The 22,084-nt window shown below is 73.6% G+C and carries 22 protein-coding genes and 1 pseudogene; 11 read left to right on the top strand and 12 right to left on the bottom strand.

Annotated elements, in window-relative coordinates:
- Positions 1-9 precede the first annotated feature (9 nt).
- Positions 10-630 carry an ABATE domain-containing protein gene (locus tag ACFWM7_RS15455; protein ID WP_205083420.1) on the top strand — a complete coding sequence of 207 codons (621 nt, stop codon included), beginning with the start codon at positions 10-12 and terminating at the stop codon, positions 628-630.
- Here the strand turns inward: ACFWM7_RS15455 and sodX are convergent.
- The gene (gene sodX / locus ACFWM7_RS15450) at positions 543-971 is read right to left on the bottom strand and encodes a nickel-type superoxide dismutase maturation protease (RefSeq protein ID WP_383260476.1); all 429 of its coding nucleotides are present in this window, start codon (positions 969-971) and stop codon (positions 543-545) included. The two genes, ACFWM7_RS15455 and sodX, sit on opposite strands and share 88 nt — an antisense overlap.
- Positions 972-1,159: 188 nt before the next feature.
- Here sodX and sodN point away from each other — a divergent pair, with 188 nt between their 5' ends.
- Positions 1,160-1,555: a superoxide dismutase, Ni gene (gene sodN / locus ACFWM7_RS15445; RefSeq protein ID WP_015611295.1), complete on the top strand. Its 396-nt coding sequence runs from the start codon at positions 1,160-1,162 to the stop codon at positions 1,553-1,555.
- A gap of 459 nt (positions 1,556-2,014) precedes the next feature.
- Here sodN and ACFWM7_RS15440 read toward each other — a convergent pair whose 3' ends face one another.
- Positions 2,015-3,058, bottom strand: a complete 1,044-nt coding sequence (locus ACFWM7_RS15440) for a saccharopine dehydrogenase family protein (protein WP_383260446.1) — start codon at positions 3,056-3,058, stop codon at positions 2,015-2,017.
- 134 nt (positions 3,059-3,192) lie between these two features.
- Here ACFWM7_RS15440 and ACFWM7_RS15435 point away from each other — a divergent pair, with 134 nt between their 5' ends.
- The 8 genes from ACFWM7_RS15435 (at position 3,193) to ACFWM7_RS15400 (ending at position 12,008) form a co-directional block, all read left to right on the top strand.
- A complete protein-coding gene (locus ACFWM7_RS15435) occupies positions 3,193-4,128 on the top strand; it encodes a helix-turn-helix domain-containing protein (protein ID WP_383260444.1) in 936 nt (311 codons plus the stop codon).
- Positions 4,129-4,261: 133 nt separating this feature from the next.
- The gene (locus tag ACFWM7_RS15430; protein ID WP_383260471.1) at positions 4,262-5,134 is read left to right on the top strand and encodes an alpha/beta fold hydrolase; all 873 of its coding nucleotides are present in this window, start codon (positions 4,262-4,264) and stop codon (positions 5,132-5,134) included.
- Between the two features lie 266 nt (positions 5,135-5,400).
- The gene (locus ACFWM7_RS15425) at positions 5,401-6,366 is read left to right on the top strand and encodes an alpha/beta hydrolase (RefSeq protein ID WP_383260442.1); all 966 of its coding nucleotides are present in this window, start codon (positions 5,401-5,403) and stop codon (positions 6,364-6,366) included.
- Positions 6,363-7,535, top strand: a complete 1,173-nt coding sequence (locus ACFWM7_RS15420; protein ID WP_383260439.1) for an acyltransferase — start codon at positions 6,363-6,365, stop codon at positions 7,533-7,535. The genes ACFWM7_RS15425 and ACFWM7_RS15420 overlap by 4 nt, the downstream gene beginning before the upstream one ends.
- A 28-nt stretch (positions 7,536-7,563) precedes the next feature.
- Positions 7,564-8,898 (top strand): histidine kinase, encoded by a 1,335-nt coding sequence (locus ACFWM7_RS15415; RefSeq protein WP_383260469.1) that lies wholly within the window; start codon positions 7,564-7,566, stop codon positions 8,896-8,898.
- Positions 8,895-9,569, top strand: coding sequence for a response regulator (locus ACFWM7_RS15410; RefSeq protein ID WP_383260437.1), 675 nt, complete (start codon positions 8,895-8,897; stop codon positions 9,567-9,569). Before ACFWM7_RS15415 ends, ACFWM7_RS15410 begins: the two co-directional genes overlap by 4 nt.
- 43 nt (positions 9,570-9,612) lie before the next feature.
- Complete coding sequence (locus tag ACFWM7_RS15405; RefSeq protein ID WP_383260435.1) at positions 9,613-10,791, top strand: DUF1266 domain-containing protein; 1,179 nt, start codon at positions 9,613-9,615, stop codon at positions 10,789-10,791.
- Positions 10,792-10,796: 5 nt separating this feature from the next.
- On the top strand, positions 10,797-12,008 hold the full coding sequence (locus tag ACFWM7_RS15400) for a DUF1266 domain-containing protein (RefSeq protein WP_383260466.1): 1,212 nt from the start codon (positions 10,797-10,799) through the stop codon (positions 12,006-12,008).
- A gap of 15 nt (positions 12,009-12,023) precedes the next feature.
- Here ACFWM7_RS15400 and ACFWM7_RS15395 read toward each other — a convergent pair whose 3' ends face one another.
- From ACFWM7_RS15395 to ACFWM7_RS15375, 5 genes are all read right to left on the bottom strand, one after another.
- Complete coding sequence (locus ACFWM7_RS15395) at positions 12,024-12,905, bottom strand: SDR family oxidoreductase (RefSeq protein WP_383260433.1); 882 nt, start codon at positions 12,903-12,905, stop codon at positions 12,024-12,026.
- Positions 12,902-13,291, bottom strand: coding sequence for a DUF952 domain-containing protein (locus tag ACFWM7_RS15390; RefSeq protein WP_383260431.1), 390 nt, complete (start codon positions 13,289-13,291; stop codon positions 12,902-12,904). The genes ACFWM7_RS15395 and ACFWM7_RS15390 overlap by 4 nt, the downstream gene beginning before the upstream one ends.
- A 45-nt stretch (positions 13,292-13,336) precedes the next feature.
- On the bottom strand, positions 13,337-14,803 hold the full coding sequence (locus tag ACFWM7_RS15385) for a choice-of-anchor A family protein (RefSeq protein ID WP_383260429.1): 1,467 nt from the start codon (positions 14,801-14,803) through the stop codon (positions 13,337-13,339).
- Positions 14,804-14,887: 84 nt separating this feature from the next.
- Positions 14,888-15,916 carry an NAD-dependent epimerase/dehydratase family protein gene (locus ACFWM7_RS15380; protein WP_383260427.1) on the bottom strand — a complete coding sequence of 343 codons (1,029 nt, stop codon included), beginning with the start codon at positions 15,914-15,916 and terminating at the stop codon, positions 14,888-14,890.
- Between the two features lie 183 nt (positions 15,917-16,099).
- A complete protein-coding gene (locus ACFWM7_RS15375; RefSeq protein ID WP_383260426.1) occupies positions 16,100-17,053 on the bottom strand; it encodes a LysR family transcriptional regulator in 954 nt (317 codons plus the stop codon).
- A gap of 315 nt (positions 17,054-17,368) precedes the next feature.
- On the opposite strand from ACFWM7_RS15375, the gene snpA reads away from it, so the two are divergent.
- A complete protein-coding gene (snpA, locus tag ACFWM7_RS15370) occupies positions 17,369-18,025 on the top strand; it encodes a snapalysin (RefSeq protein ID WP_383260425.1) in 657 nt (218 codons plus the stop codon).
- Between the two features lie 204 nt (positions 18,026-18,229).
- Here the strand turns inward: snpA and ACFWM7_RS15365 are convergent, their stop codons facing one another.
- The 5 genes and pseudogenes from ACFWM7_RS15365 to ACFWM7_RS15345 all read right to left on the bottom strand — a co-directional run bounded on the left by ACFWM7_RS15365 (position 18,230) and on the right by ACFWM7_RS15345 (position 21,988).
- Complete coding sequence (locus ACFWM7_RS15365) at positions 18,230-18,586, bottom strand: GntR family transcriptional regulator (RefSeq protein WP_205083433.1); 357 nt, start codon at positions 18,584-18,586, stop codon at positions 18,230-18,232.
- Positions 18,587-18,588: 2 nt separating this feature from the next.
- Complete coding sequence (locus ACFWM7_RS15360; RefSeq protein WP_383260423.1) at positions 18,589-19,557, bottom strand: DUF1648 domain-containing protein; 969 nt, start codon at positions 19,555-19,557, stop codon at positions 18,589-18,591.
- A gap of 205 nt (positions 19,558-19,762) precedes the next feature.
- A pseudogene (locus ACFWM7_RS15355) lies at positions 19,763-20,182 on the bottom strand (DUF6304 family protein); the annotation flags it as partial.
- 78 nt (positions 20,183-20,260) lie between these two features.
- Positions 20,261-20,857, bottom strand: a complete 597-nt coding sequence (locus tag ACFWM7_RS15350; RefSeq protein ID WP_383260421.1) for a GNAT family N-acetyltransferase — start codon at positions 20,855-20,857, stop codon at positions 20,261-20,263.
- A gap of 87 nt (positions 20,858-20,944) precedes the next feature.
- Positions 20,945-21,988, bottom strand: a complete 1,044-nt coding sequence (locus ACFWM7_RS15345; protein ID WP_383260419.1) for a family 2 encapsulin nanocompartment cargo protein polyprenyl transferase — start codon at positions 21,986-21,988, stop codon at positions 20,945-20,947.
- Positions 21,989-22,084 lie beyond the last annotated feature (96 nt).

Here is a 22,084-nt window from a genome sequence, read left to right as displayed (position 1 = left end):
GGACTACAAGTGGAACTGGCCTATTACTCGGACTACGCCGTGCGCCTGGTCAACACCGAGGAGCCGGCCCGCAACAAGGACACGCTCACCTCCGTCGAGGCGGTCCGGGAGCTGTTCGGCGCGAATCAGCAGGCGGCGCGGCGGACGACGGACGCGGACGTGACCCGGTTCCGTTCCGTACGGGCTCGGCTGCGCGCGGTCTTCGAGGCGGCGGACGGGGGTGACGAGACGCTCGCGGTCGACCTGCTGAACTCGCTGCTGCTGGAGTTCCCGGTGAGCCCGCAGATCTCGGGGCACGACGTACGGGACGAGGACGGCAGGCCGGACTGGCACATGCACCTGGCCGACCATCCGTCGAACGCGACCGCGGGGTACGCGGCCATCGCGGCGATGGGACTGGCCTTCCACCTCACCGAGCACGGCGTGGACCGCCTCGGCCTGTGCGAGGCGGCGCCGTGCCGCAACGCCTACCTGGACACCTCCACGAACCGCTCCCGGCGCTACTGCTCGGACCGCTGCGCGACCCGGGCGAACGTGGCCGCCTACCGGGCCCGCAAGCGCGAGGAGGCCGAGCGCACCGGCCGCAGCGCGGAGACCGCCCAGCCCAGCACCGCCGTCACCGACCGCTGACCTTTCGCCAGGGGCCGGTAGCGGGCCCGCACCCGGGCGAGCACGAGTTCCTCCGGCACGGTCCCGTAATCCGTGCTGTCCCCGCCCGCGAAGGTGTTGTCGCCGCGCACCCACCAGCCGCCGGGCCGCCGTTCGGTGGCCCGTTTGACCACCAGCAGGTCCTGCTGGAAGGGGTGCCGCAGGATGACCACGTCACCGGGGCGCACGGGCGCCCCGTACTGCACGAGCAACAGATCGCCGTGGTAGAGCGTGGGCACCATGGAGGGCCCCGTCACCTCCACCACCTGCAACAAACGCCGCGTCACCCGCCCGCCTCCGGACACCTGTCGCCGCTCCGGCATCTTGGGCACCTTCCGCTCCTCCTCCAGCACATCGTCAGTACATCGCCCCGTGGACGGCTCCGTACATTCGGCCGACGGCCCGATTCTCACCCCGGACTTTTGACCTAAGCCCCTGGGGCAGCCACGGAAAGCGGCGCTCCACGGAGTAATGTCCCACCTGAGAAGACGATCACGAGGAGGACAGCTCCATGCTTTCCCGCCTGTTTGCCCCCAAGGTGAAGGTCAGCGCCCACTGCGACCTGCCCTGCGGCGTGTACGACCCGGCCCAGGCCCGCATCGAGGCCGAGTCGGTCAAGGCCGTCCAGGAGAAGTACCAGGCCAATGAGGACGCGGACTTCCGCACCCGCGCCATCCTGATCAAGGAGCAGCGCGCCGAGCTCGCGAAGCACCACGTGTCGGTGCTCTGGAGCGACTACTTCAAGCCCCCGCACTTCGAGAAGTACCCGGAGCTGCACCAGCTGATCAACGACACCCTGAAGGCGCTCTCTGCGGCCAAGGGCTCGAACGACCCGAAGACGGGTCAGAAGGCCCTGGACCTGATCGCCGAGGTCGACCGGATCTTCTGGGAGACCAAGAAGGCTTGATCCGCATCTAAGCGTTCCGACCTGCGGTTTCGCGGGTCGTGCCGCTTCAGCTGTCCCGCACCCGGTCCGCAGGCCGCCACCAACGGCGTCCATGGCGGGCCGGGTGCGGTCGTTCGCGCCGGGGCACCAGGGCTTGTGGGGCCGGATCACCCGGGTTCGGTCCCTCAGTCGATCGCTCAGGCCGCCGCGCGTTCGGCGAGCGGGCGGCGGCGCAGGGTGGTCAGGTGACATCGCGACCAGGAGCATTCAGGCGGCGTCGGCCGTTGACACCCGATACGCCCACAACGCGGCTTCTATCAGATGTCCCGGCTGCAGACCCACGTCCGGATCAGGCTGGATGAGTAGGATTTCGTCGATCAAGGCAGCGCCGTCGCCCGTCCTTGTCACGCACCGCCCTCTCGGGCGTGAAGGCATGACACCTGCGGCCGCCGGCACAAGTGGTGGGCGGGCGGGCGAGGTTCAGGCGTCGCCCCTCCCCGGGTGCAGGTCGAGAGCGATGTGCGGCTCCAGTGCGCGCAGGAAATCGGGGGCGTCGAAGATCTCGCCGGCGGGCACGACGCCGAGCGACCTGGTGCGGCCGGTCAGGACGCGGTCGAGGGCCTCGGCGACCAGAGGGGCGGTGACGGCGTAGATGTCCTGGCCGCTCGCGGTGGCCCGGCGTTCGGTGTCGCCGGAGCGGACGACGGCGTCGACGAGGAAGGTCTGGTCCGAGCGGCCGCTCCCGTCGGCGGCGGTGGGGGCCTGCGTGTCGGGTGAGACGACGTCCCGGGCGGCCTCGGCGCTCATGTACGTGGTCACGTCGGGGATCGCGAGGTGCTGGGGGACCGTGACGACGTCCGCCATCGTGAACTCCCCGATCACCGGCTGGCGGCCCACCGGTTCCGGGAACGTCCACTCCAGGCCGGGCGCGGCATCGGTGCGGCGCTCCCACCGCCCGCCCCGGTAGCGGAGGCGGTGGTCGCCGCGCCGCTCGCGGGAGACCGCACCCGAGAGCCGGGTTCCGGCGGTGGGGTGCCAGCTGCTGAGCGCGTACGCGATGTGGGCCTCGTCGGCCTCGGTCCAGTCGCCCATCGCCGCCGTGACCAGCAGATCGCCGAGGCCGCCGAAGAAGGCCATGGCCGGGACGATCACCGCCCCGTCCTCCCGGGCCCGCTCGCGGTAGTGGCCGAAGGTGTCGAGATTGGCCTCCAGCTCGGCGGCCACGTCCAGATAGGGGATCTCCGCGCGGAGCGCGGCCTCGATCACGGGGCCGGTGGTCGAGGCGAAGGGACCGGCGCAGTTGATGACCGCCACCGTGCCCGCCAGGGCCCGGTCCAGCGAGGCCGGGTCGTCGACCGACGCCACCCTGGACTTCCAGCCACGTCCGAGGGCCAGCTCTTCCAGGGCGTGCGCGTTGCGGCCGGACGGCACGGGGACGTACCCGCGTGCGGCCAGCTCCGCCGCCACGAACCGGCCCGTGTGACCGTACGCCCCGAACACCGCCACCGGCTGACCTGACCCCATGGGACTCCCCTGACCTCTGACTGCTCGAACGCCCGCCGCGGTGTCGGTCCGCCGGGGCTTGACACCTCTCATCCTGGTCGTGGGCCGCGCCCCGCACGAGCGTCGGAAACGACATACCGCATACAGTTTCGGACGTGCCCACTGTCGCCCTGGCCGTCGCCGACGGCATCCTCCACTACGAACTCTCCGTGGCCGTCGAGGTCTTCGGGGCCGACCTGGCCCACATCGTGGACCCCTGGTACGACTTCTCCCTCTGCGGAAGCGGCCCGGTGCGGGTCGACCGCTTCCGCCTGGAACCGGACCACGGGCTCGACCACCTCGCGCGTGCCGACACGGTGATCGTCCCCGGCTGGGCCGACACCGACCGCGAACCGCCCGCCGAGCTGGTCGAGGCGGTGCGCGCGGCCCACGCGGCGGGCGCGCGGGTGGCGTCCCTGTGCACGGGCGCCTTCGTCCTGGGTGCGGCGGGGCTGCTCGACGGCAGGCACGCCACCACCCACTGGGGCCACACCCGGGAGCTGGCCCGCCGCCACCCGGCAACCACCGTTGACCCGGACGTCCTCTACGTCGACAACGGCGATGTGCTCACGTCCGCGGGCAAGGCGGCCGCCATGGACCTGTGCCTGCACCTGGTCCGGCTCGACCACGGCTCGGCGGTCGCCAACAGGATCGCCCGACGCCTGGTCGTCCCGCCGCACCGCGACGGCGGGCAGGCCCAGTTCATCGCCACCCCCGTCCCCGCGCCGGGCGGCCACCCCCTGAGCGAGCTCTTCCCCTGGGTGCTGGAGCGGCTGGACCAGCCGCTCACCGTGGAGGACCTGGCCCGCCGGGCCCGGATGAGCTCACGCCACCTCGCCCGCCACTTCAAGCACCTGACCGGCACCACTCCCCTGCAGTGGCTGCACGCCCAACGCATCCGCCACGCGCAGGAGTTGCTGGAGACGACCGACGCCGGAGTGGACGCCATCGCCGCGGCGGCCGGCATGGGCACGGCCACCACGTTGCGCCGCCACTTCCAGCGCAGCGTCGGCGTCCCGCCCGACACCTACCGCCGCACCTTCCGCCCCTGAGGCGCCCACCGGATCCACGGCCTCACCGTCACCACTGGCCCCGGGGCCGACGATGAGCTACTCTGCACGAACTAAGCAAGACGATACGTATCGTCTAGATGTGACCGCAGGACGCAGAACAGCGAGGTTCACCATGGAACGCTTCGTCGATGCCTCCCCCGGCGTGCGCCTCTGGGCAGAGGATCACGGCTCCCCCGACGCCCCCGCCCTGCTCCTGATCATGGGCGCACAGGCGTCCGGGCTCGGGTGGCCCGATGAGTTGGTGGCGCTGCTGGCCGCACGCCACCGGGTGATCCGGTACGACCATCGGGACACCGGCCGCTCCACCGCCTCCTTCGACGAACAGCCCTATCCGCTCACCGCGTTGGCCGAGGACGCCGTCGCCGTGCTGGACGCGTTCGAGGTGAGGCGGGCGCATGTGGTGGGGATGTCGATGGGCGGGATGCTCACGCAGTTGCTCGTCGCCGACCATCCCGAGCGACTGCTCAGCGCCACCGTCATCGGGACGAGCGCGCTCAGCTCCGTGCCGTACGTCGCGCCGGACGGCCGCCGGATCCCGCCGGAGGAACTGCCCGGCGTATCGGCGGAGTTGAGGGAGTTGTGGTCGCGGCCCGTCGAGGACCTGGGCCCGGAGGCGGAGTTGGAGCGGCGGGTCGAGCACTGGCGGGTGCTCGGCGGCGGACTGATCCCGTTCGACGCCGCGTACGCCCGTGAGCTGGAGCGGCGGATCATCGTCCACACCGGGCACCACCACACCGGCACCGCGCACGCCCGTGCCGACTATTCCGGCATGGAGCGCACCGAGCAGCTCGCCGCCACCGAGGTGCCCACGCTGATCACCTCGGCCCCCGCCGAACCGGTCGCGCCGGCCCCGCACGCCGAGCACCTCGCCCAGGTCATCCGTGGTGCGCGGCTCGTCGAGATCCCCGGCATGGGCCACGCCCTGCCCCGCGAGGTGCACGCCCCGCTGGCCGCCGCGATCCTGGAGCACACGGGCCGGAGCTGACGCCGGGCCGCGCCCCCGGGACGTACCGCCGGGAGCTGAGGCCGTGACACCACTCGGCGCTGACGCCGGGCCGCGCCCCCGGGACGTACCGCCGGGAGCTGAGGCCGTGACACCACTCGGCGCTGACGCCGGGCCGCGTACCCCGCGTCATACCTGAGAGCCACCCCGCACGTGCGCTCCTGAGCGGGACGCCGACTACCGCGCCCCGTCCATAACTTCTGTACCGGAGACACGCAACGCCCCCTGGTACGGAAGGACCTCACCCCATGGCGGACCGCCCTCGCAGACGTCGTACGCGCCGCGCCCTGCTCGCCGCCCTGGTCACCTTCGCGGTGGCCGTGCCGGTGTCCGGAGCTGCCCGGCCCGCCGCCGTGCCCGCCCCCGCGCCGACCGCGCTGGGGCAGTTGCGGGATGCGGCTCCCGGAGCCCTGGAGAAGCGGTACGCGGTGAGCCGGCAGGGCATCCGGGCGGCCGGGCGGATGGCGGCGGGGCACGGGGACCTCAAGCGGGTGGCCTCGCTGCGGGCGATGGCCGCGCCGGGGCGGCAGTTCCTGTCCTTCGACGGGCGGGACGGCGGCCGGAGCGTGGAGGTCGTGGGCGAGCTGTCCTCGGCTCGGCGGATCGCGGTCCTGGTGCCGGGAGCCGGTGTCGGCCTGGACGCGTACTGGCGGCTCCGGCGCGACGCGACCGCCTTGCAGGGGGAGTTGGGCGAGGGCGGGGCCGTCGTCGCCTGGCTCGGTTACCGCACGCCCGCCACCGTCAGCCCGGCCGCCCTGACCAGCGGGCGGGCCGACGGGGCCGCGCCCGGGCTGCGCACCCTGGTGGACGGGCTGCGCGCGGTGCGGCCCGCCGCCCGGATCAGCCTGCTCTGCCACTCGTACGGTTCCGTGATCTGCGCCCGGTCCGCGCCGGGGACCTCCGCCGACGCCCTCGTCCTCTACGGCAGCCCCGGGGTCGGCAGCGACGACGCCGCCGCGCTCCGTACCGGTGCGCGGGTGTGGGCGGGGCGCGGCGGCGGGGACTGGATCGCCCGGGTGCCCCACGTCCGGGTGCGCGTGCCGTTCGTCGCCACGGTGGGGTTCGGGACCGATCCGGTGGCGGAGGAGTTCGGGGCCGAGGTGTTCGACGCGGGCGACGGCGGCCACAGCGACTATCTGCTGCGCGGTTCGCGTTCGCTGACGAACCTGGCCCGGATCGTGGCCGGTGCCGAGCCGCTGGGGGCCTCGCGATGACCGGGCTCGTCGCGCGGATCGAGGCCGCCACCCCGCCCGCCCGCGACCGGGCCGTGGACGCCCTGCGAGCCCTGGCGATCCTGGGCGTGGTGGGCGGGCACTGGCTGGTGACCGCGCTGGTCACCGACAGCGGCACGGTGCGCGGCGCGAGCCCGCTGTCGTCCATGCCGCAGTTCACCGCCGTCTCCTGGGTGTTCCAGACCCTCGCGGTGTTTTTCCTGGTGGGCGGAATGGTGGCGGCCCGGAGTTGGGCCTCGGCGCGGAAGCGGGGCGTGCCGTACGGGCAGTGGGTGGGCGGCCGGCTGGCGCGGCTGTTCCGGCCGGTGGTGGCGGTGCTGGTGGTGTGGGCGCTCGCGGCGGCCGCGATGCTGGTGGCCGGGGTGGGCGAGGCGACGGTGCGGGCGCTGGTGAAGCTGGTCTGGTCGCCGCTGTGGTTCCTGCTGGTCTTCGCCGCGCTGACCGCGCTGACGCCGCTGGTGGCGCGGCTGCACCCGCTGTGGCCGCTCGTGGTGGTGCTGCACGTCGATCTCGTGCGCCTGGGGCTGGACGGTCCGCGCGAGCTGGGGTGGGTCAACGTGGTCGCGGGGTGGCTGGTGCCGTACTGCCTGGGGGCGCTGGTGGCCCGGGGCGGGCTGCGCGGCCGGGCGAGCCGCTGGGCGCTGCTGCTCGGCGGGGCGGCGGGGGCCTTCGCTCTCGTGCTGTGGGCCGGCTATCCGGCCTCCATGGTCGGTGTTCCAGGGGGCCGGATCTCCAACCTGGACCCGCCGAGCCTGGCCGCCGTCGCCTTCGGCCTGGCCCAGTGCGGGGCGGCGCTGCTGCTGCTCGGACCGCTGCGCCGGGCGCTGCGCAGGCCCGCCGCCTGGGCGGTGGTCGCGGTGGTGAACCTGGCGGCGATGACCGTGTTCCTCTGGCACCAGACCGCGATGATCGTCGTGACGATGAGCGCGCTGCTGTTCGAGGACGGCCCGTTGCCGGGGCTGCACACCGTGCCCGACGACGCCGGCTGGGTGCTCGCCCGGCTGCTCTGGCTGCCGCTGTTCGCGCTGGCGCTGCTGGGGTGCTGGGCGGCGTTCCGGGGTTACGAACAGGGCGGACGGCGTACCGGCGGGGGCTCCCTCGTCGTACGGGAATCCGCCCCCGCGCGGAAGGGACGGGCGCGTCGTGCCTAGTCTGTGGGCTGGTCGAGCCGAGGGGGCGGTGGGGACCGTGACGACATCGAGGGCGGTGCGTCTGCGGGCGGCGGTGCGCCGTGCGCCGCGCGCCCTGTACGAGGACCTGTGGGCGGCGCCCGCCGACCGGGTGCCGCGCATGGGCGAGCCGGACGCCCCGGTGTGGCGGCCGGTGTTCCTGGTGCTGCTGGTGTTCGCGGCCACCTTCTTCGCCGTACCTCGTGCGTACGAGTTGAGCACCGACCCGGTCACGGGAGTCAGCGGGTGGGCCGTGCTGGCCGCCCTGGCACAGTCGGTGGTGCTGCTGGCCGGGATGATCCGTCCGGTGGGGGCGTGGTGGGCGGCGACCGCGCTGTCGGTGACGACGGTCCTGGCCACCGAGTCCGCCTTGAGCCCGGACCGGCTGTTCCCCTGGAGCGTCATGGGGATGGTGTTCCAGGGCGGGGCGCTGTTCCTGCTGGCGTTGCGCGTCCCGCTGCGCCGCTCGGCGGGGGCGCTGGCCCTCACGCTGCTGGCGGGCCTGGCCCTCACGGTGCACCAGACGCAGCGGCACAACCTCGACCTGGACCGCTCCGCCCCGGTGTTCGTCGTCGCCCTGGTCCTCGGCGCCGCACTCCGCAGCCTGCGCCTGGCCCGTAAGGACCTCGTCGTCCAGGCCGAGTTGACCGCCGAGGAGCGGGCCCGGCGCACGCTGCTGGAGGAACGCAACCGGATCGCACGGGAGTTGCACGACGTGGTCGCCCATCACATGTCGGTGATCTCCATCCAGGCGCAGGTCGCCCCGCATCTGGTGGAGCACCCCACCGAGGAGCTGCGGGAGAATCTGACCGGCATCCGCGAGAACGCGCTCGAAGCCCTCGCCGAGCTCCGCCGCGTGCTGGGCGTCCTGCGCTCGGAGGGCGCCCCCGCCCGGGGCGACGACACCCGGCACACCCCGCAGCCCGGCCTCGACGGCCTCGGCGGGCTGGTCACCACCGTGCGCTCGACCGGTCTCGCCGTCGCCCTCCGCACCACCGGCGAACCCCGCCCCCTCCCACCGGGCGTCGAGCTGTCCGCGTACCGCATCGTGCAGGAAGCCCTGAGCAACGTAATGCGCCACGCGCCCGGGGCGAGCGCCGAGGTGGTGATCGGCCACCGGCCCACCGGGCTGACCGTCCGGGTCGTCAACTCCCCGCCGGAGCGCCCGGCCGCCCCCTCCCCCGGCGTACGCCACGGTCTGCTCGGCATGCGCGAGCGAACGGCAATGCTCGGTGGCGAGCTGGCCACCGGACCCACGCCCGACGGCGGCTGGGAAGTCACCGCGATCCTGCCCACCAGCACCGAAGCGACCGAAACGACCAAGACGACCGAGGACACCCCATGACCCCGCCCATCCGTGCTGTGATCGCCGACGACCAGATGATGGTCCGCCAGGGCATCACGTTCCTGCTCAACGCCGAGCCGGACATCGAGGTCGTCGGGCAGGCCGTGAACGGGCTCGACGCGATCGACAAAGTCGCCGAACTCGCCCCGGACGTCGTGCTGATGGACATCCGGATGCCCGAGCTGGGCGGCATCGAGGCGACCCGGCGGATCACCTCCCCCGAGGGCTCGACGGTGAAGGTGCTCGTGCTCACCACCTTCGACCTCGACGAGTACGTGTACGAGGCGCTGCGCGCGGGCGCGTCCGGCTTCCTGCTGAAGGACGCGTCCGCCGATGAACTCGCCCATGCCGTACGGGTGGTGGCGGCGGGCGACGCACTGCTCTCGCCCAACATCACCAAGCGGCTGATCGTGGAGTTCTCCCGGACGGCCGGAGCCCCGCGCGCACCGCTCAAGGCACGGATCGGGGACCTGACCGAGCGCGAGACGGAGGTGCTGACGCTGATCGCGGGCGGCCTGTCGAACGCCGAGATAGCCCGGGAGCTGATCGTCGCCGAGCAGACGGTGAAGACCCATGTGGGCCGGATTCTGGTCAAGTTGGGCGTCCGCGACCGCACCCAGGCGGCGGTGTACGCGTACGAGTCGGGGCTGGTGCGTCCGGCGGGCCTCTGACCACCCGGGCCGCGCGCAGGGCCCGTTTCGTAGGATCAGCTCCGTGACGACGGGGAGCTGGGCGACAACAGTGAGCGGTGGAGCGGTGGCGCCCACGGAGATCGAGCGCGCGCTGTCCGCGGCGGTCGCGGGCGGGAGCGCCGACGCGGTGGTGGAGCTGCTCGCACGGACCCGGCTGTACGTGCTCGTCGCCCGGTTGCACGCGGACATCCCCGGCTGGACGGCCCCGCTGCCCACCGTCCGCGACGAGGCCACCCGGCGGACCTGCGTCCCGGTCCTGACCCAGGGAATGCTGCCGCCCTGGCACCCCGAGTGGGTCTTTCGCGAGGTGGGCCTCGGCGAGCTGGCCCGGATCTGGCCGTACGACGTGCGCCGGCTCGCGGTGAACCACGGCACCCCGTACGCGGCGATGGTCGACGCCAGGCCCGGGCGCCTCAAGGCCTGGCTGAAGGCCGCCGAACGCCTCGGCGTGCCCGAGCAGGGGGTGCTGCTCACCGACAGCGGCGGGCCCCTGCACGGTCCGCTCGCCCACGGGCTGGCGCTCGGCGCTCACCTGGCCGTCGCCAACGGCCTGATCTGGAACCGGCTCGGCGCCGCCTATGAGAGCTACGCGACGGACCGCGCCCGGTTGCGCAGTCCGTGGGGCATCCAGCACCGCGCCGAGTACCGCGACCGCCTCGCGTCGCTGATGAGGAACCAGCTGGTCGGGCGCGTCCAGGAAGCCGTCCTGCGCACCCGGCACACCCTGGCCGCCCGGCTGGGGCGTACCCCGACGCGCGAGGAGTGGTCCGAGGCGGTGGGCCGGGCGTTCACCGCGCGCGACGCCGACGACCGGGCGCTGGCCGAACGGTCGTTGCGCCGCATCGCCCTGTACGAGGACCGGCTCCGGGCCGACGGCGCGCTCGCCCCGGACGGTCGCGTCGACACCCTGGCCGCGTTCGACCTCGGCCGGGCGGTCAACGTCGTACGGCTCGCGCTCGGCGCCCGGTACACCGATCCGTACGAGGCCGAGCAGGACGTCCTGCGCCTCGGCGAACTCGCCCGGAGCGCCTACTCCTCCTGGCCGGACTTCTCCCTCGGCTACCTCATGGCCCGGCTCGTCCACCGCGCGGAGGACGACGGCCCGGAGTCGGCGGAGGCCACGTACCGGCAGTCGCTCGGCGAGCACCGCACCCTGACCCAGGACCCCACCAGCCCCTACCGGAACCTCCCCTGGTCATGAACCTCATGAACCCGAACCAGAACCCGCATGCCGCTCCCCCGGCCCCCGGCGCGCCCGCGTCCGCGCCCCGGGCCCCCGCCCCCTGGATCCCGCCGTCCGAGACCGAACAGCTCCTCCACGAGGCCGCCCTGCGCGGCGATGGAAGGGGCCAACTGGCCGCGCTGGCCGGGACCGAGCTGTACATCCCGGCCCCGCGCGCCGAGGTGGACGCCGACCCGGACACCGTGATCTGGCGGCGGCACGTCGACCCGGCGGGCTTCGTCTGCCGGCCGCTCCTCACCCGGGGCATGCTGCCCGCGTGGCACCCGGACTGGGTCTTCCGCGGGGTGACGCTGCGGTGGGTCGCCGAGTTCGGCTGGTCCGATCCGCAGGTGTGGCTGGGCGTGAACGTGGGAACACCGGGCCAGTTGCTGCTGCCCGCCGCCCCGCCGGACCTGGCGCTGTGGCAGCGGGCCTACGCGGAGAACGACCGGGCGTCCGGGAACCGCCTCGTCGCGTTGCGGCACGGCGCGCTGCACGGGCCGCTGGCGTACGGACTGGCGTGCGGGGTGCATCTGGCGATCGGGAACGCCGTGCCGTGGAACGAGATCGGCACGGTCTACCGCGAGTACGTCGATGAGCGCGAGCAGCTCCGCGACTCCTGGGGCATCACCGACCACGAGGGGTGGCGCAGGCAGCTGGACTTCCTGCTCGACGCGAGCAACAGCCCGCCTGAGCCGGACTTCGTGCTGCGCACCCGGGAGCAGCTGGCTGCGGGGCTCGGCGAGCTGCCCTCGGCCGATCTGTGGCGGGAGACGGCGGCCGGTCACGCCCAGGACCTGGGGGCGGACGCGGACACGGTGAAGGGCATCGAGCATCTGGTGCGCCGGGTCATGCGCTACGAGGCCCGGTTCCGCGCGGACGGGCTGCTGCCGCCGGACGGCCGGGTGCGTACGACGGTCGCGTACGACTACGGGCGGGCGGTGAACCTGGCGCGCTGGGGGCTGTCGGCCCGGTTCTGCGGACCGGCCGACGCGGAGGCGGCGATCGTGTACGCCGGGGCGCTGAGCAAGTCGGCCCACCGCTCCTGGGAGGAGTTCTCGGCGGGGTACGCGCTGGGGCGGGTGCTGCGGTTCGACGAGGAGGAGTACGGGCCGTTCTACGAACAGAACGTCCTCGCCCACCGTCTGCTGACGGAGAGCGAGGGCAGTCCGTGGAAGCACATCCCGTGGCGGTGAGGCGGGGTCTCCCGGTCAGCCGCCGGGCAGCAGATGGCGGTAGCTGGCCGGGTTCTCCACCAGGAACTCGGCGAAGCTCTGCGCCGGGCGCCCGGTGAGGGTGGGCACCGCGTCGGACACGGCGGCCAACTCCCCCTCGGCGATGGCCTCGTACGAGGTGACCCAGCCGGCCACCTCCCAGTCCTCGGCCCCGTAGCCGGCCCGGGAGGCGTAGGCCTCCTCGCGGGTCTCGGGGGCGTAGACGACGGGCCGTCCGGTGACGCGGCTCAGCTCTTCGGCCGCCTCGGCGAGGGTGAGCGCCTCGGGTCCGGTGAGGTCGTAGACCCGGTCGTCGTGGTCGGTGCCCTCGTCCAGCAGCACGGCCGCCGCCGCGTCGGCGATGTCCTCGTGGGCGACGGCCGCCACCCGCCCGTCGCCGCCGGGTCCGCGCAGGACGCCGTCGGTCCCGGTCATCGCGGGCAGCCCCGCGAGGTACCAGTTGTCCCGCAGGAAGGTGTGGCGGATCTCGGCCGTACGGATGTGGGCCTCGGTGTCCCAGTGGTCGCGGGCGAAGGTGAACGTGGCGTCGGGCGCGGCCCCTTGGAAGGACACGTACACGATCCGCTCCACCCCCACCGCCACGGCGGCGTCGATCGCGGTGGTGTGCTCCCGGACCCGGTGGGGGCTTTCGTGCGCGGAGACCAGGAACAGGGTGTGGGCTCCGTCGAGGGCCCGGCGCATGGCCTCGCCGTCGCCGTAGGGGGCGGCGGGCGCGTGGTCGGCGCCGGGTACATCGGGCAGCCGGGCGGGGTCGCGGCCGAGGAGCCGTACGGGGGCGCCGGTCCGGGCCAGCCGTCGGGCGACCCGGCCGCCGACCGCTCCGCTCGCTCCGGTCACCGCGGTGAGGGGGCCGATCACTGGGGTTCGTCTTCCTCTCGTCGGTCGTGGAACCAGTCGTCAAGGGGCCGCACCTCGACGACCGCGCTCACGGGGAGCGGTCCGTACAGGTGCGGGAACTCCTCGCCGCCGGGCTTCATCGCCTCGTACCGTACGGGGTCGGTGAGGCGGGAGGGAGCGACGACCAGGACCACGAGGCCCTGGCCGCCGGCCCCTTCGCCGTTCCCGTCCCCGTACAGCATCCGGGCCACACCAGGGAGTTGGTGGGGCAGCGAGAGGTGGATGAAGCCCTCCTCGTGGAGGGTGCGGCCGCGGGTGGACATCTCGTACGTCCCTGTCCGGCGGGCCGCTTCCCACAGAGGTGCTTCGGCGAGGTGCAGCAGCGGTTCACTCGGCGGTTCGGTCATCGGACCACGCTAACGGTCCCCGCCGGGGGCGCTGCTTCGTGCCTGCTAGAAGGTACGGCGACGAGCCCTGCGCGTGACCACGAGGACCGTACCGCCGGCGGCCACCAGCGCTGCCGCGATGGACCCGATGATCCATTCACCGCCCCGGGATCCGGTGTCGGGCAGCCCACCCGGGTGGCTCGGCGAGTGTGTGGGCTGCGGCGTGTGCCGGGTGGGGCTCGGCGCCGGCGTCGGGTCGGTGGGGGTCGGGGTGGGGTCGGTGGGGGTGGGCGTCGGCTCCGTGGGGGTGGCCGTGGGATCCGTGGGCGTGGGGGTCGGCTCGGTGGGGGGCGGCGTGGGGTCCGTGGGGGTGGCCGTGGGATCCGTGGGCGTCGGTGTGGGGTCGGTGGGCGTGGGCGTCGGGTCCGTGGGCGTCGGCGTCGGATCCGTCGGGGTCGGCGTCGGGTTTGGCGCACAGGTCGGCAGGTCGCCGTCGAAGGGGTACGCGTGGATCTCCTGGCCGCCCGACTGGCCCGCCGAGGTGTGGGTGAGCGAACCCGCCGTGTAGAAGCGGCCGTTGGTACCGCTCATGCTCAGCACGGTGCTGCTGGCCGGCTGGCCGACCAGGATGCTGCCCTCGAACTGGGCCGGGCCCGTCAGCGACAGGTCAGTGGCGTCCGGGAAGTTCCACAGGAGGTTCTCGCGGAGGCCCTCGTTGGGGAACGAGCCCATGAACGTGGCGACGCTGCGGGTGCTGCCGTACACGTTGACCAGGACGGTCGCGCCCTCGGGGACGCCGTTGAACACGAACCCCGTGTTGCCGCCCGTCTCCGACTCCAGGTCCGCGTCCACGTCGAGGATCTGGATCGCGGAGGTGCCGTCGCCGGTGAACGTGATGATGTCGCCGGCCTGCTGCCAGGTGCCCGTGGCCGCCCGGTGCTCGTCGCCCTCGTACGCGTAGCACCGGCTGGCCTCGGTGAGCTGCGGGCGCAGTTGTGTGTACGGGGCGGCCGCGTCCTCGTCGAAGCGCGGGGCGGTGGTCGGGTTCACCGTGCCCGTGAGAGCGCCGGCGTACGCGACGCGGCCGGAGTGCTCACCCTCCTCGGCGAGGAGGCGCTCGCCGTCGGCGATGGTGACGTCCCCGCCCGTCGTCAGATAGTCGGAGCCGTCCGGCGGCGGCACCCGCGAACCGACGCCGGCGATGCCGACGTTGTAGACCTGCGAGGCCCCGTCCCGCTTGTCCATGTCGAACCGGCCGAGCGTGACGACCTTCCCCTCCGCCTCGGCCGCCGCCTCCCGGACCAGGAAGTCCCCGCCGACGTAGACGTTGATATTGCTGTCGAAGCCGACGACCGGGCCGTTGTTGGGGTCGTTCCAGCTTGGCGGGCAGGAGCTGCCGAGGCAGGGCCCCAGTCCGCCCGGCAACGGATCGGCACCCGCGGCCGGGGCCAGGACGCCCACCATCGCCGCGGCCGTGGCCACTGTCACCGCTGCCCGAATTGCGTTGCCGCGCCTGCGCGCCTTCTGTTCCATGCCGCGCAATATGCATGGTTATCACTTAGTCATTTTGTATGACACGCCGCTCTTGATCTCGTGTGTAGGCCTATGGGGGGTTCCTCACCTCGGCACGCGCAGCGATCCGGCGCGTCGGAGAGCCAGCAGCTTCGCCTCCAGCTCGGGGTCGAGGCCGACGGCCGGGCGGTCGGGCCGCTGAGGCGCCGCACCGCCCAGTGCGCACAGCCAGGCCCAGGTGTCGGCGACGGTCTCCCCGACCGGGCGGCACCGCAGCCCCGCCGCGTACGCCTTGGTGTGGTCGCCCCGGTGCAGGGTGTCATGCAGCTCGCCCGGCGGCAGCCAGATCGGCAGGTCGCTCCAGGGCTCGGCCCCGGCGGCCAGCAGGACTTCCGGGTCGGTCCAGCACAGCTCGGCGTCGGACCCGGTGGCCCGCACGCAGGCCTCCAGCAGCTCGCCCATGGTCGCGTGGCCAGGGCGGCTGACGGTGTTGTACGCACCGTGCAGCCCGTCCGCCGCCGCGTGCAGGATCCACTCCGCCAGGTCCCGGGCGTCGATGTACTGGAGCTCCGCGTCCGGCGGGCCGGGGGCGATCACCGGCCCGCCCCTGGCGATCCGCGAGAGCCACCAGGGCAGCCGGCCGATGTTCTCCCCGGGGCCGATGATCAGCCCGGCCCTCGCCAGCAGGGCCCGGTCCCCGAAGGCGTCGAGGGCGGCCAGCTCACCGCCGCGCTTGGCCCGGTCGTACGGCACGTCCCCGCCGTCGTCGGGCGAGGCGCCGACCACCAGCGGGCCGTCCTCGTCGAGTCCGGCCGCGGCCGGGTAGGCGTACACCGAGCGGCTGGAGACGTAGGTGTAGTGCCCGGCGCGGCCGGACAACAGGCGGGCGGCGTCCCGGACGGCGGCCGGGGCGCCGCTCCAGGTGTCGACGACCAGGTCCCACCCCCGCCCGTTCTCCGCCAGTGCCGCGAGTCCCCGCGCCCCCGTGGTCCGGTCCCCGGTCAGCGCGCTCACACCGGGCGGGGGCGCGTGGCGCCCGCGGTGGAACACCGTGACGTCCCAGCCCCGCTCCAGCGCCGCGTCGATGACGGCCCGTCCGACGAACTCCGTACCGCCCAGCATCAGAAGCCTCATGGGACGACTCTGCCCACCGGAAGGCGGTGGAGGAACACGGCCACGCTGTCAGCAGAACGGGGAACCCTCCCGCGCGGACCGAGCGCCCCGGGCCGGCGCGAACTCCCCGGCGCGGGCGTGACCGCGAACTCCCCGGCGCGGGCGTGACCGCGAACTCCCCGGCGCGGGCGTAACGGTGGAGGATCAGGGCGCGCAGGCCAGCGGGGAGCGGTGGCGCAGCAGCCATTCGTGGTAACCGCTCGCCCGTCGCGCCGCGTCCCGATAGGCGTCCTCCAACTGCGCGTAGACCACCTCGATGTCCGTGCCGGGCCGGGAGACCAGGAGGAGGCGGACCGCGAGCGGGTCGCCCAGCAGCGGGCGGATCACCATGTCGTCGCGCGGGCCCGACGTCGGCTGGCAGGGGGCGACGGCCTCGCCGAGCACGACGAGGGAGGCGGCGGTGAGGTAGTCACCGTGCAGGACCGGCGGGTTCAGTCCGGCGGCGCCGAGCACCCGGCGCACCCCGTCCCACTCGCCGTCCACCGTCGGGTCGACCATCCACGGGTCGCCTGCCAGGTCGCCGAGCTCCACCACCCTGCGGCGGGCGGCCGGGTGGTCGCGTGAGAGCGAGATGAACTGCGGCTCCCGGTCCACGAGTACGCGCTGCTCCAGGCCTTCCGGCACGGCGAGCGGGCTGCCCTCCACCTCGTGCACGAAGGCGACGTCCAGGCGGCCCGCCTCGACCGAGCGCAGCAGCGCGTGGGCGGAGACGTCGACGCGCAGGGAGATGTCGGTGCCGGGCAGGGCGACCCGCAGCCGGCGCAGCCAGCCGCCGATGACCCGGCTCGCGGTGGAGCCGATGCGCAGCCGGGAGCCGCGGGGCCGGGCCGCCTCGGCCTCCGCCAGCGCCTCGGCGACCAGGGCGCTCATGCCGTCGACGAGGGGGCGGGCGCGGCTGAGGACGGCCCGGCCCAGGGGTGTCGGCCGGCAGCCGGTGCGTTCGCGGCGGAACAGTTCGGCGCCGAGTACGTTCTCGATCCGTCGGAGCTGGGTGGTCAGGGAGGGCTGGCTCACGCCGAGGCGCCGGGCCGCCTGATGCAGGCTGCCCGCGTCGGCGATGGCGCACAGCGCCCTGAGGTGCCTCACCTCCAGCTCCATGCAGCGGAGACTATGACCGCCGTCCGCCGCGCACCAGACGTCGCAACCCCACCAAACAGCGTCAATTCAGTGAGTGTTGGGCTCGGACGACTGTGGCGATGCCGTGCACATGACGTGCGCATGGCATGACGATGAGCGGCTGACGTGCGGGAAGAGCGGGACGGGGTGGCGATAGGGCAGCGCTATCGCCGTTCGGCATCATCCCCGGCGACTGTGCGCTGCACCACACTCTTCCCCGTACCGCCCCACGCCTTGTCCGTTCAACGGGCACCCCCACGGCGCGGGTTCGATCGGACAGGTAGGAGAAATCCCCCCATGAGACACCTCAGGACCGCCGTCGCCACCGCCGCCGCCGGGCTCGGCCTCGTCGCCGCGCTGGGCACCGCACCCGTCGTCGCCGCCGCTCCGGCCCCTGCCGCCCCCTCCGCCTCCACCACCATCGCCGCGTACAACGGCTCGGGCGAGAACGCCGCCGCCAACCGCGCCTTCCTCGACGCGGTCATGAAGTCCGTCGCCGAGAAGCGCGCCGCCAACCCGGGCATCAAGGCCGTCACGGTCACCTACGACGCGTCGGGCGCGCCGTCCTTCCGCGGCCAGATAGCCAACAGCACGCAGATCTGGAACAGCTCCGTCTCCAACGTCCAGCTCCAGGAAGGCTCCGGCGCGGACTTCACGTACCGCGAGGGCAACGACCCGCGCGGCTCCTACGCCAGCACCGACGGGCACGGCCGCGGCTACATCTTCCTGGACTACGCCCAGAACCAGCAGTACGACTCCACCCGCGTCACCACGCACGAGACCGGGCACGTGCTCGGCCTGCCGGACAACTACTCCGGCCCGTGCAGCGAGTTGATGTCCGGCGGCGGCCCCGGCCCGTCCTGCACCAACGCCCAGCCGGACGCCAACGAGCGGGCGCGCGTGAATCAGCTGTGGCAGAACGGCCTGGCCTCGCTCGCCCGTTCCACTTCCTGACGCCGTCGCACTCCTGACGCCGTCACGTCCCTGACGCCGTCACGTCCCTGACGCCATCGCGCCCCCGGGCGTCGATACGTCCCCGGCGTCGTCGCGCTCGTCCGGCCGGTCCCGTGTCCCGGGGCCGGCCGGCACCCCCCACACGACAGAGGACCGTTCCGCACGCGGAACGGTCCTCTGCGCGATGCCCGACGCCTCCCCCTGTCAGGCGTCGAGTTCGCTGCGGACGAGAGCCAGCAGTTCGTCCTCGGTCATGCCCAGGTCCCGGGCGTCCGCGACCGCTTCCCGGACCCGCTCCAGCAGCCGGGCCCGCTGCGGCGAGGCTCCCGCGGTGATCGCCGCGCCCCGGCCCCGGCGCAGTTCGATGAGCCCTTCCTCGCGCAGCCGCTGGTAGCCGCGCAACACGGTGTGGACGTTCACGCCGAGGGATTCGGCGAGCGCCCGGGCGGCGGGCAGCCGCTCGCCCGGGGCCACCGCGCCCTCGGCGACCGCGCGCCGGACCGAGGCGGCGATCTGGTCCCCGAGCGGCACGGTGGAGGTCGGATCGACCCGGAAGAGCATGGTCAGCGCCCCGCCCGCTGCCGGTCGAGCAGCGTGTTGAGCAGGGCCGCCCCGGTGGCCGAGTCCCCGACGGTGACGGCGAACTCGCGGCCGCTCGTCAGGCTGATGACGATGGCCTCGCCCGAGCGGGTGATGACGCCGCTACGCTCGGGGCGGATGCGATAGCCCCATCCGCCGTACTCCGCGAGGGCGTTGACGCTACGGCTGTCCGCGGCCTCCATCCGCTCCAGCGGTACCCGCACCCGGGGCCGGGGCAGCAGACCGGAGACGGTGAGGCCCCGCCGGTCCACGGTGACGTGGGGGCGGCAGAAGGTGCCGATCACCAGGGCCGGCACGATCAGCGGCGCCCCGATGAACCAGTTCTGTTCCAGGCCTACGGTGACACCGGCCGCCAGCAGCACGAGCACGGCGACGGGCGCCCACCAGGCGCCGATGCCACGTCCCCAGGCGGCCACCTCGCCATCGGCGAGCACGACCCGCTCCCGGGTCGCGTGGACCAGGTCGCGGGGGTCCTCGGGCAGGGGGACCAGCCGGGCCAGGAGCACCCCGAGGGCTCCGGCGAGGGCGGCCGCCGCGATGGACACCGCGACGTGCCGGAGCGGGAACCCGTCGGCCGAACCGCCTTCGGGGACGTCCACGTTGACGAACAGGACGGAGATCAGCAGATAGCCGAGGAACGCGGCCACGGCGAAGCCCCCGCCGGTCAACCACTGGTGGGCACGGCCGTGGGGCTTGCCCCTGACCGCGATGAGGGCCCACAGCGCGCCGGGCACGAGCAGCGAGGGGACCGTGCAGAGGAGATAGGCGGTGAGGCTCATGTACTGGTCGGCGGATCCGCCGGCGTCGAAGTGGACGGCCAGCCGGTCGGGCAGGCGGTCCTCCACGGTGGCGTAGAGAGTGAGGTCGATGAGGAGTGCGAGCACAAAGGGCAGGGCGGCGAGAGTGACGCGGCCAAGGTTCTTGCTTGTCATGGAAAACCTCCGTTGTTCGCATGCTAGTAGAACAACGCGGCACAGGCAACGGGTGAAGGCAGCGGGTCGATACGCGTCCGCCCCGTACCGGGGTGCGGTACGGGGCGGACGCGAGCGGTTCGTCGCTGACGGGAAATTGACGGGAGGATGTCGGTGGCGGCAGGACGGCTTCGGGTCAGGTGGCTCCGGGCCGGGCGGCACGGGCCTGGAGGCTGACGTCGTCCGGAAGGGCCCGCTGGACAGCGGCCAGGGCCGCGGCGAAGTCGCTTTCGGCGCGGGCCGATTCGTACAGCGCACCGTCCAGGTGGAGGGCGAGGTGCAGATCCGGGTCGGCCCGGCGCAGTGAGAGCAGGCACGTGAGTGTGGCGTGGCGGAGCGTGCCCGCGACGAGGACGGGCAGCGGCCGGTCCCACTCCAGTACGCAGTCGGTGAGCGCGCCGTCCCGGAGACCGAACGTCCCGTCCTCCGGCGGGGCGCCCGCGACGGGCCTCAGGGCGTCGAAGCTCTCGCCCTCGAAGTCGGCCCCTCTGATCCGGAGCCGGATCCGCTGTCCGTCCGTGGTGAGAACGGCGGCGTCGGAACCCTTGGTGTCCCGGTACCAGCCGGCCCACGACTCATCTGTCATGAGCAGGGACTGTAGCCTCCGCCTCTGACAGCTTCCGTACCGCCCTCCGCGGGGAGCCGACCGGTGGCCACCGGGACCTCAACCAGCTTGCGGTTCTCGCCACATGGGGTACATCGGCGGGCCGTCCGGCAGGTCGACCGTACGGCCGAGGAGGCGGAAGCCGAGCCGCTCGTACAGCGTCCGGCTCCGGGCGCTGCTCGCCTCCAGATACGTCGGCAGGCCCTCCCGGTCGCAGCGCTCCAGCTCCGCTCCGATCAGCTCCGCCCCGATGCCTTCTCCCTGGCGGTCGGGGCAGACGCCGATCATCAGCAGGTAGGCGTGTGCGCGGTCGTGCGGGTGAACGGCCCCGGTGAGCCGGCCCACCAGTTCGCAGCGCTCGTTGTCGGGGTCGGCGGTGGCCCGCATCAGGGCGGGCGTGGGGTCCTCCTCCTCGGGGGCCCCGGCGGGCACCGGCAGCCACAGGGCCACCGCGGCCCCGTCCTCGGCGATGTCGATACGGCCCTCGGCGAGGGCGACGTCGACGAAGACGCCGAGGAACCTGCCGTGCACCGCGCGCCGGTGCGCCTCGTCGGGGAACACCCAGCTGCTGACCGGGTCGTGGTGGAAGGCCTCCTCCATGACCGAGACGACCAGCTCCCGGTCGCGTTGCTCCGCCTGCTGGATCCGTATGCCCATGACCGGCTGCCGCCTCTCCGCTGCTTTCCTTCAACCGACCTCCGGAATACTAGAGTTGAGGTGACTGCGCCGGGAACGCGAGGTGGGTCAGCTGGTGCGGCGGGTGACGAATTCGGCCAGGGCCAGCAGATCGCCCGCCGCGCTCGGGTCGGGGACCGCGCGGGAGAGGTGGTGGACCGCGCGGGCCATCCGGTCGGCCGCGCAGACCTGCGCCCAGTCCCGCCCGCCGGCCCGGTCCACCGCGTCGGCCGCCCTGCTCACCTCGGCGGAGATGTTCATGGGCCCCCGGTAGAGCGCGGCGAGCTCGGCGGCGGCCGGGGTGCCCGAGGTGAGGGCGGCGACCACGGGCAGGGACTTCTTGTGGGCGGCCAGGTCGGCCCCGACGGGCTTGCCGGTGCGGTCCGGGTCGCCCCAGATGCCGATCAGGTCGTCGATGAGCTGGAAGGAGAGCCCCGCCTCCCGCCCGAACCCGTCCATCGCGCGGACCGCCCGGTCCTCCGCCCCGGCGTAGAGCGCCCCGAGCGCGCAGGCGCAGCCGAGGAGGGCGCCGGTCTTGGCGGTCGCCATGGCGAGGCACTCGTCGAGCGTGACCTCGTCGGGGCCACGCTCCTCGAAGGCGCAGTCCGCCTGCTGGCCCGCGCACAGCTCGATGACGCAGGAGGAGAGGCGGGCGACGGCGAGCGCCGCGGCCGGGTGCGGGTCCTCGGCCAACAGGCGCTGGGCGAGGGCGAGCATGGCGTCGCCGGTGATGATGGCGTCCGGGACACCGAACACCGCCCAGGCGGTGGGCCGGTGCCTGCGGGTGGTGTCCTCGTCGATGACGTCGTCGTGGAGCAGGGTGAAGTTGTGGGCGAGTTCGACGGCGACGGCGGCCCGGACCGCGCGTTCCGGATCGCCGCCCAGCGCGCGGGCGGCGGCCAGCACGAGGGCCGGCCTGATGGCCTTGCCGGCCTGGCCGGCGGCCGGGGTTCCGTCGGCGTTCTCCCAGCCGAAGTGGTACATCGCGATCCGGCGTATGCCGCCGGGCAGCGACTCCACGGCCGATCGCAGATGCGGGTCGACGACGGCTCGGGTGCGCTCCAGGAGCGCCGCGGCCTCGTGCCCTTCCGTCGCTGCGTCCGTACTGGTCATGGTCACGGTCACTCCCTGGGGCGAGGCGATGGGTGCGGACCCGGGGGGGGGGGGGGGCGGCGGCCCCCGCCCCCCCCCCGCGGGGGGGGGGGCGCG

Origin of the sequence: Streptomyces sp. NPDC058375 (genome assembly GCF_042723425.1) — a bacterium.
GTDB lineage: Bacteria > Actinomycetota > Actinomycetes > Streptomycetales > Streptomycetaceae > Streptomyces > Streptomyces durocortorensis.
Note: the sequence above shows the minus strand (reverse complement) of the source record. Positions and strands in the feature narration are given on the sequence as shown.

Excerpts from the sequence above, each read along its gene's own strand:
- ACFWM7_RS15350 (WP_383260421.1), bottom strand. The coding sequence starts at position 20,857 with ATGGGCATACGGATCCAGCAGGCGGAGCAACGCGACCGGGAGCTGGTC.
- snpA (WP_383260425.1), top strand. The coding sequence starts at position 17,369 with ATGAGACACCTCAGGACCGCCGTCGCCACCGCCGCCGCCGGGCTCGGC.
- ACFWM7_RS15410 (WP_383260437.1), top strand. The coding sequence starts at position 8,895 with ATGACCCCGCCCATCCGTGCTGTGATCGCCGACGACCAGATGATGGTC.
- ACFWM7_RS15375 (WP_383260426.1), bottom strand. The coding sequence starts at position 17,053 with ATGGAGCTGGAGGTGAGGCACCTCAGGGCGCTGTGCGCCATCGCCGAC.
- ACFWM7_RS15345 (WP_383260419.1), bottom strand. The coding sequence starts at position 21,988 with ATGACCAGTACGGACGCAGCGACGGAAGGGCACGAGGCCGCGGCGCTC.
- ACFWM7_RS15365 (WP_205083433.1), bottom strand. The coding sequence starts at position 18,586 with ATGCTCTTCCGGGTCGATCCGACCTCCACCGTGCCGCTCGGGGACCAG.
- sodX (WP_383260476.1), bottom strand. The coding sequence starts at position 971 with ATGCCGGAGCGGCGACAGGTGTCCGGAGGCGGGCGGGTGACGCGGCGT.
- ACFWM7_RS15380 (WP_383260427.1), bottom strand. The coding sequence starts at position 15,916 with ATGAGGCTTCTGATGCTGGGCGGTACGGAGTTCGTCGGACGGGCCGTC.
- ACFWM7_RS15360 (WP_383260423.1), bottom strand. The coding sequence starts at position 19,557 with ATGACAAGCAAGAACCTTGGCCGCGTCACTCTCGCCGCCCTGCCCTTT.
- ACFWM7_RS15420 (WP_383260439.1), top strand. The coding sequence starts at position 6,363 with ATGACCGGGCTCGTCGCGCGGATCGAGGCCGCCACCCCGCCCGCCCGC.
- ACFWM7_RS15385 (WP_383260429.1), bottom strand. The coding sequence starts at position 14,803 with ATGGAACAGAAGGCGCGCAGGCGCGGCAACGCAATTCGGGCAGCGGTG.
- ACFWM7_RS15400 (WP_383260466.1), top strand. The coding sequence starts at position 10,797 with ATGAACCCGAACCAGAACCCGCATGCCGCTCCCCCGGCCCCCGGCGCG.
- ACFWM7_RS15390 (WP_383260431.1), bottom strand. The coding sequence starts at position 13,291 with ATGACCGAACCGCCGAGTGAACCGCTGCTGCACCTCGCCGAAGCACCT.
- ACFWM7_RS15425 (WP_383260442.1), top strand. The coding sequence starts at position 5,401 with ATGGCGGACCGCCCTCGCAGACGTCGTACGCGCCGCGCCCTGCTCGCC.
- ACFWM7_RS15430 (WP_383260471.1), top strand. The coding sequence starts at position 4,262 with ATGGAACGCTTCGTCGATGCCTCCCCCGGCGTGCGCCTCTGGGCAGAG.
- ACFWM7_RS15440 (WP_383260446.1), bottom strand. The coding sequence starts at position 3,058 with ATGGGGTCAGGTCAGCCGGTGGCGGTGTTCGGGGCGTACGGTCACACG.
- sodN (WP_015611295.1), top strand. The coding sequence starts at position 1,160 with ATGCTTTCCCGCCTGTTTGCCCCCAAGGTGAAGGTCAGCGCCCACTGC.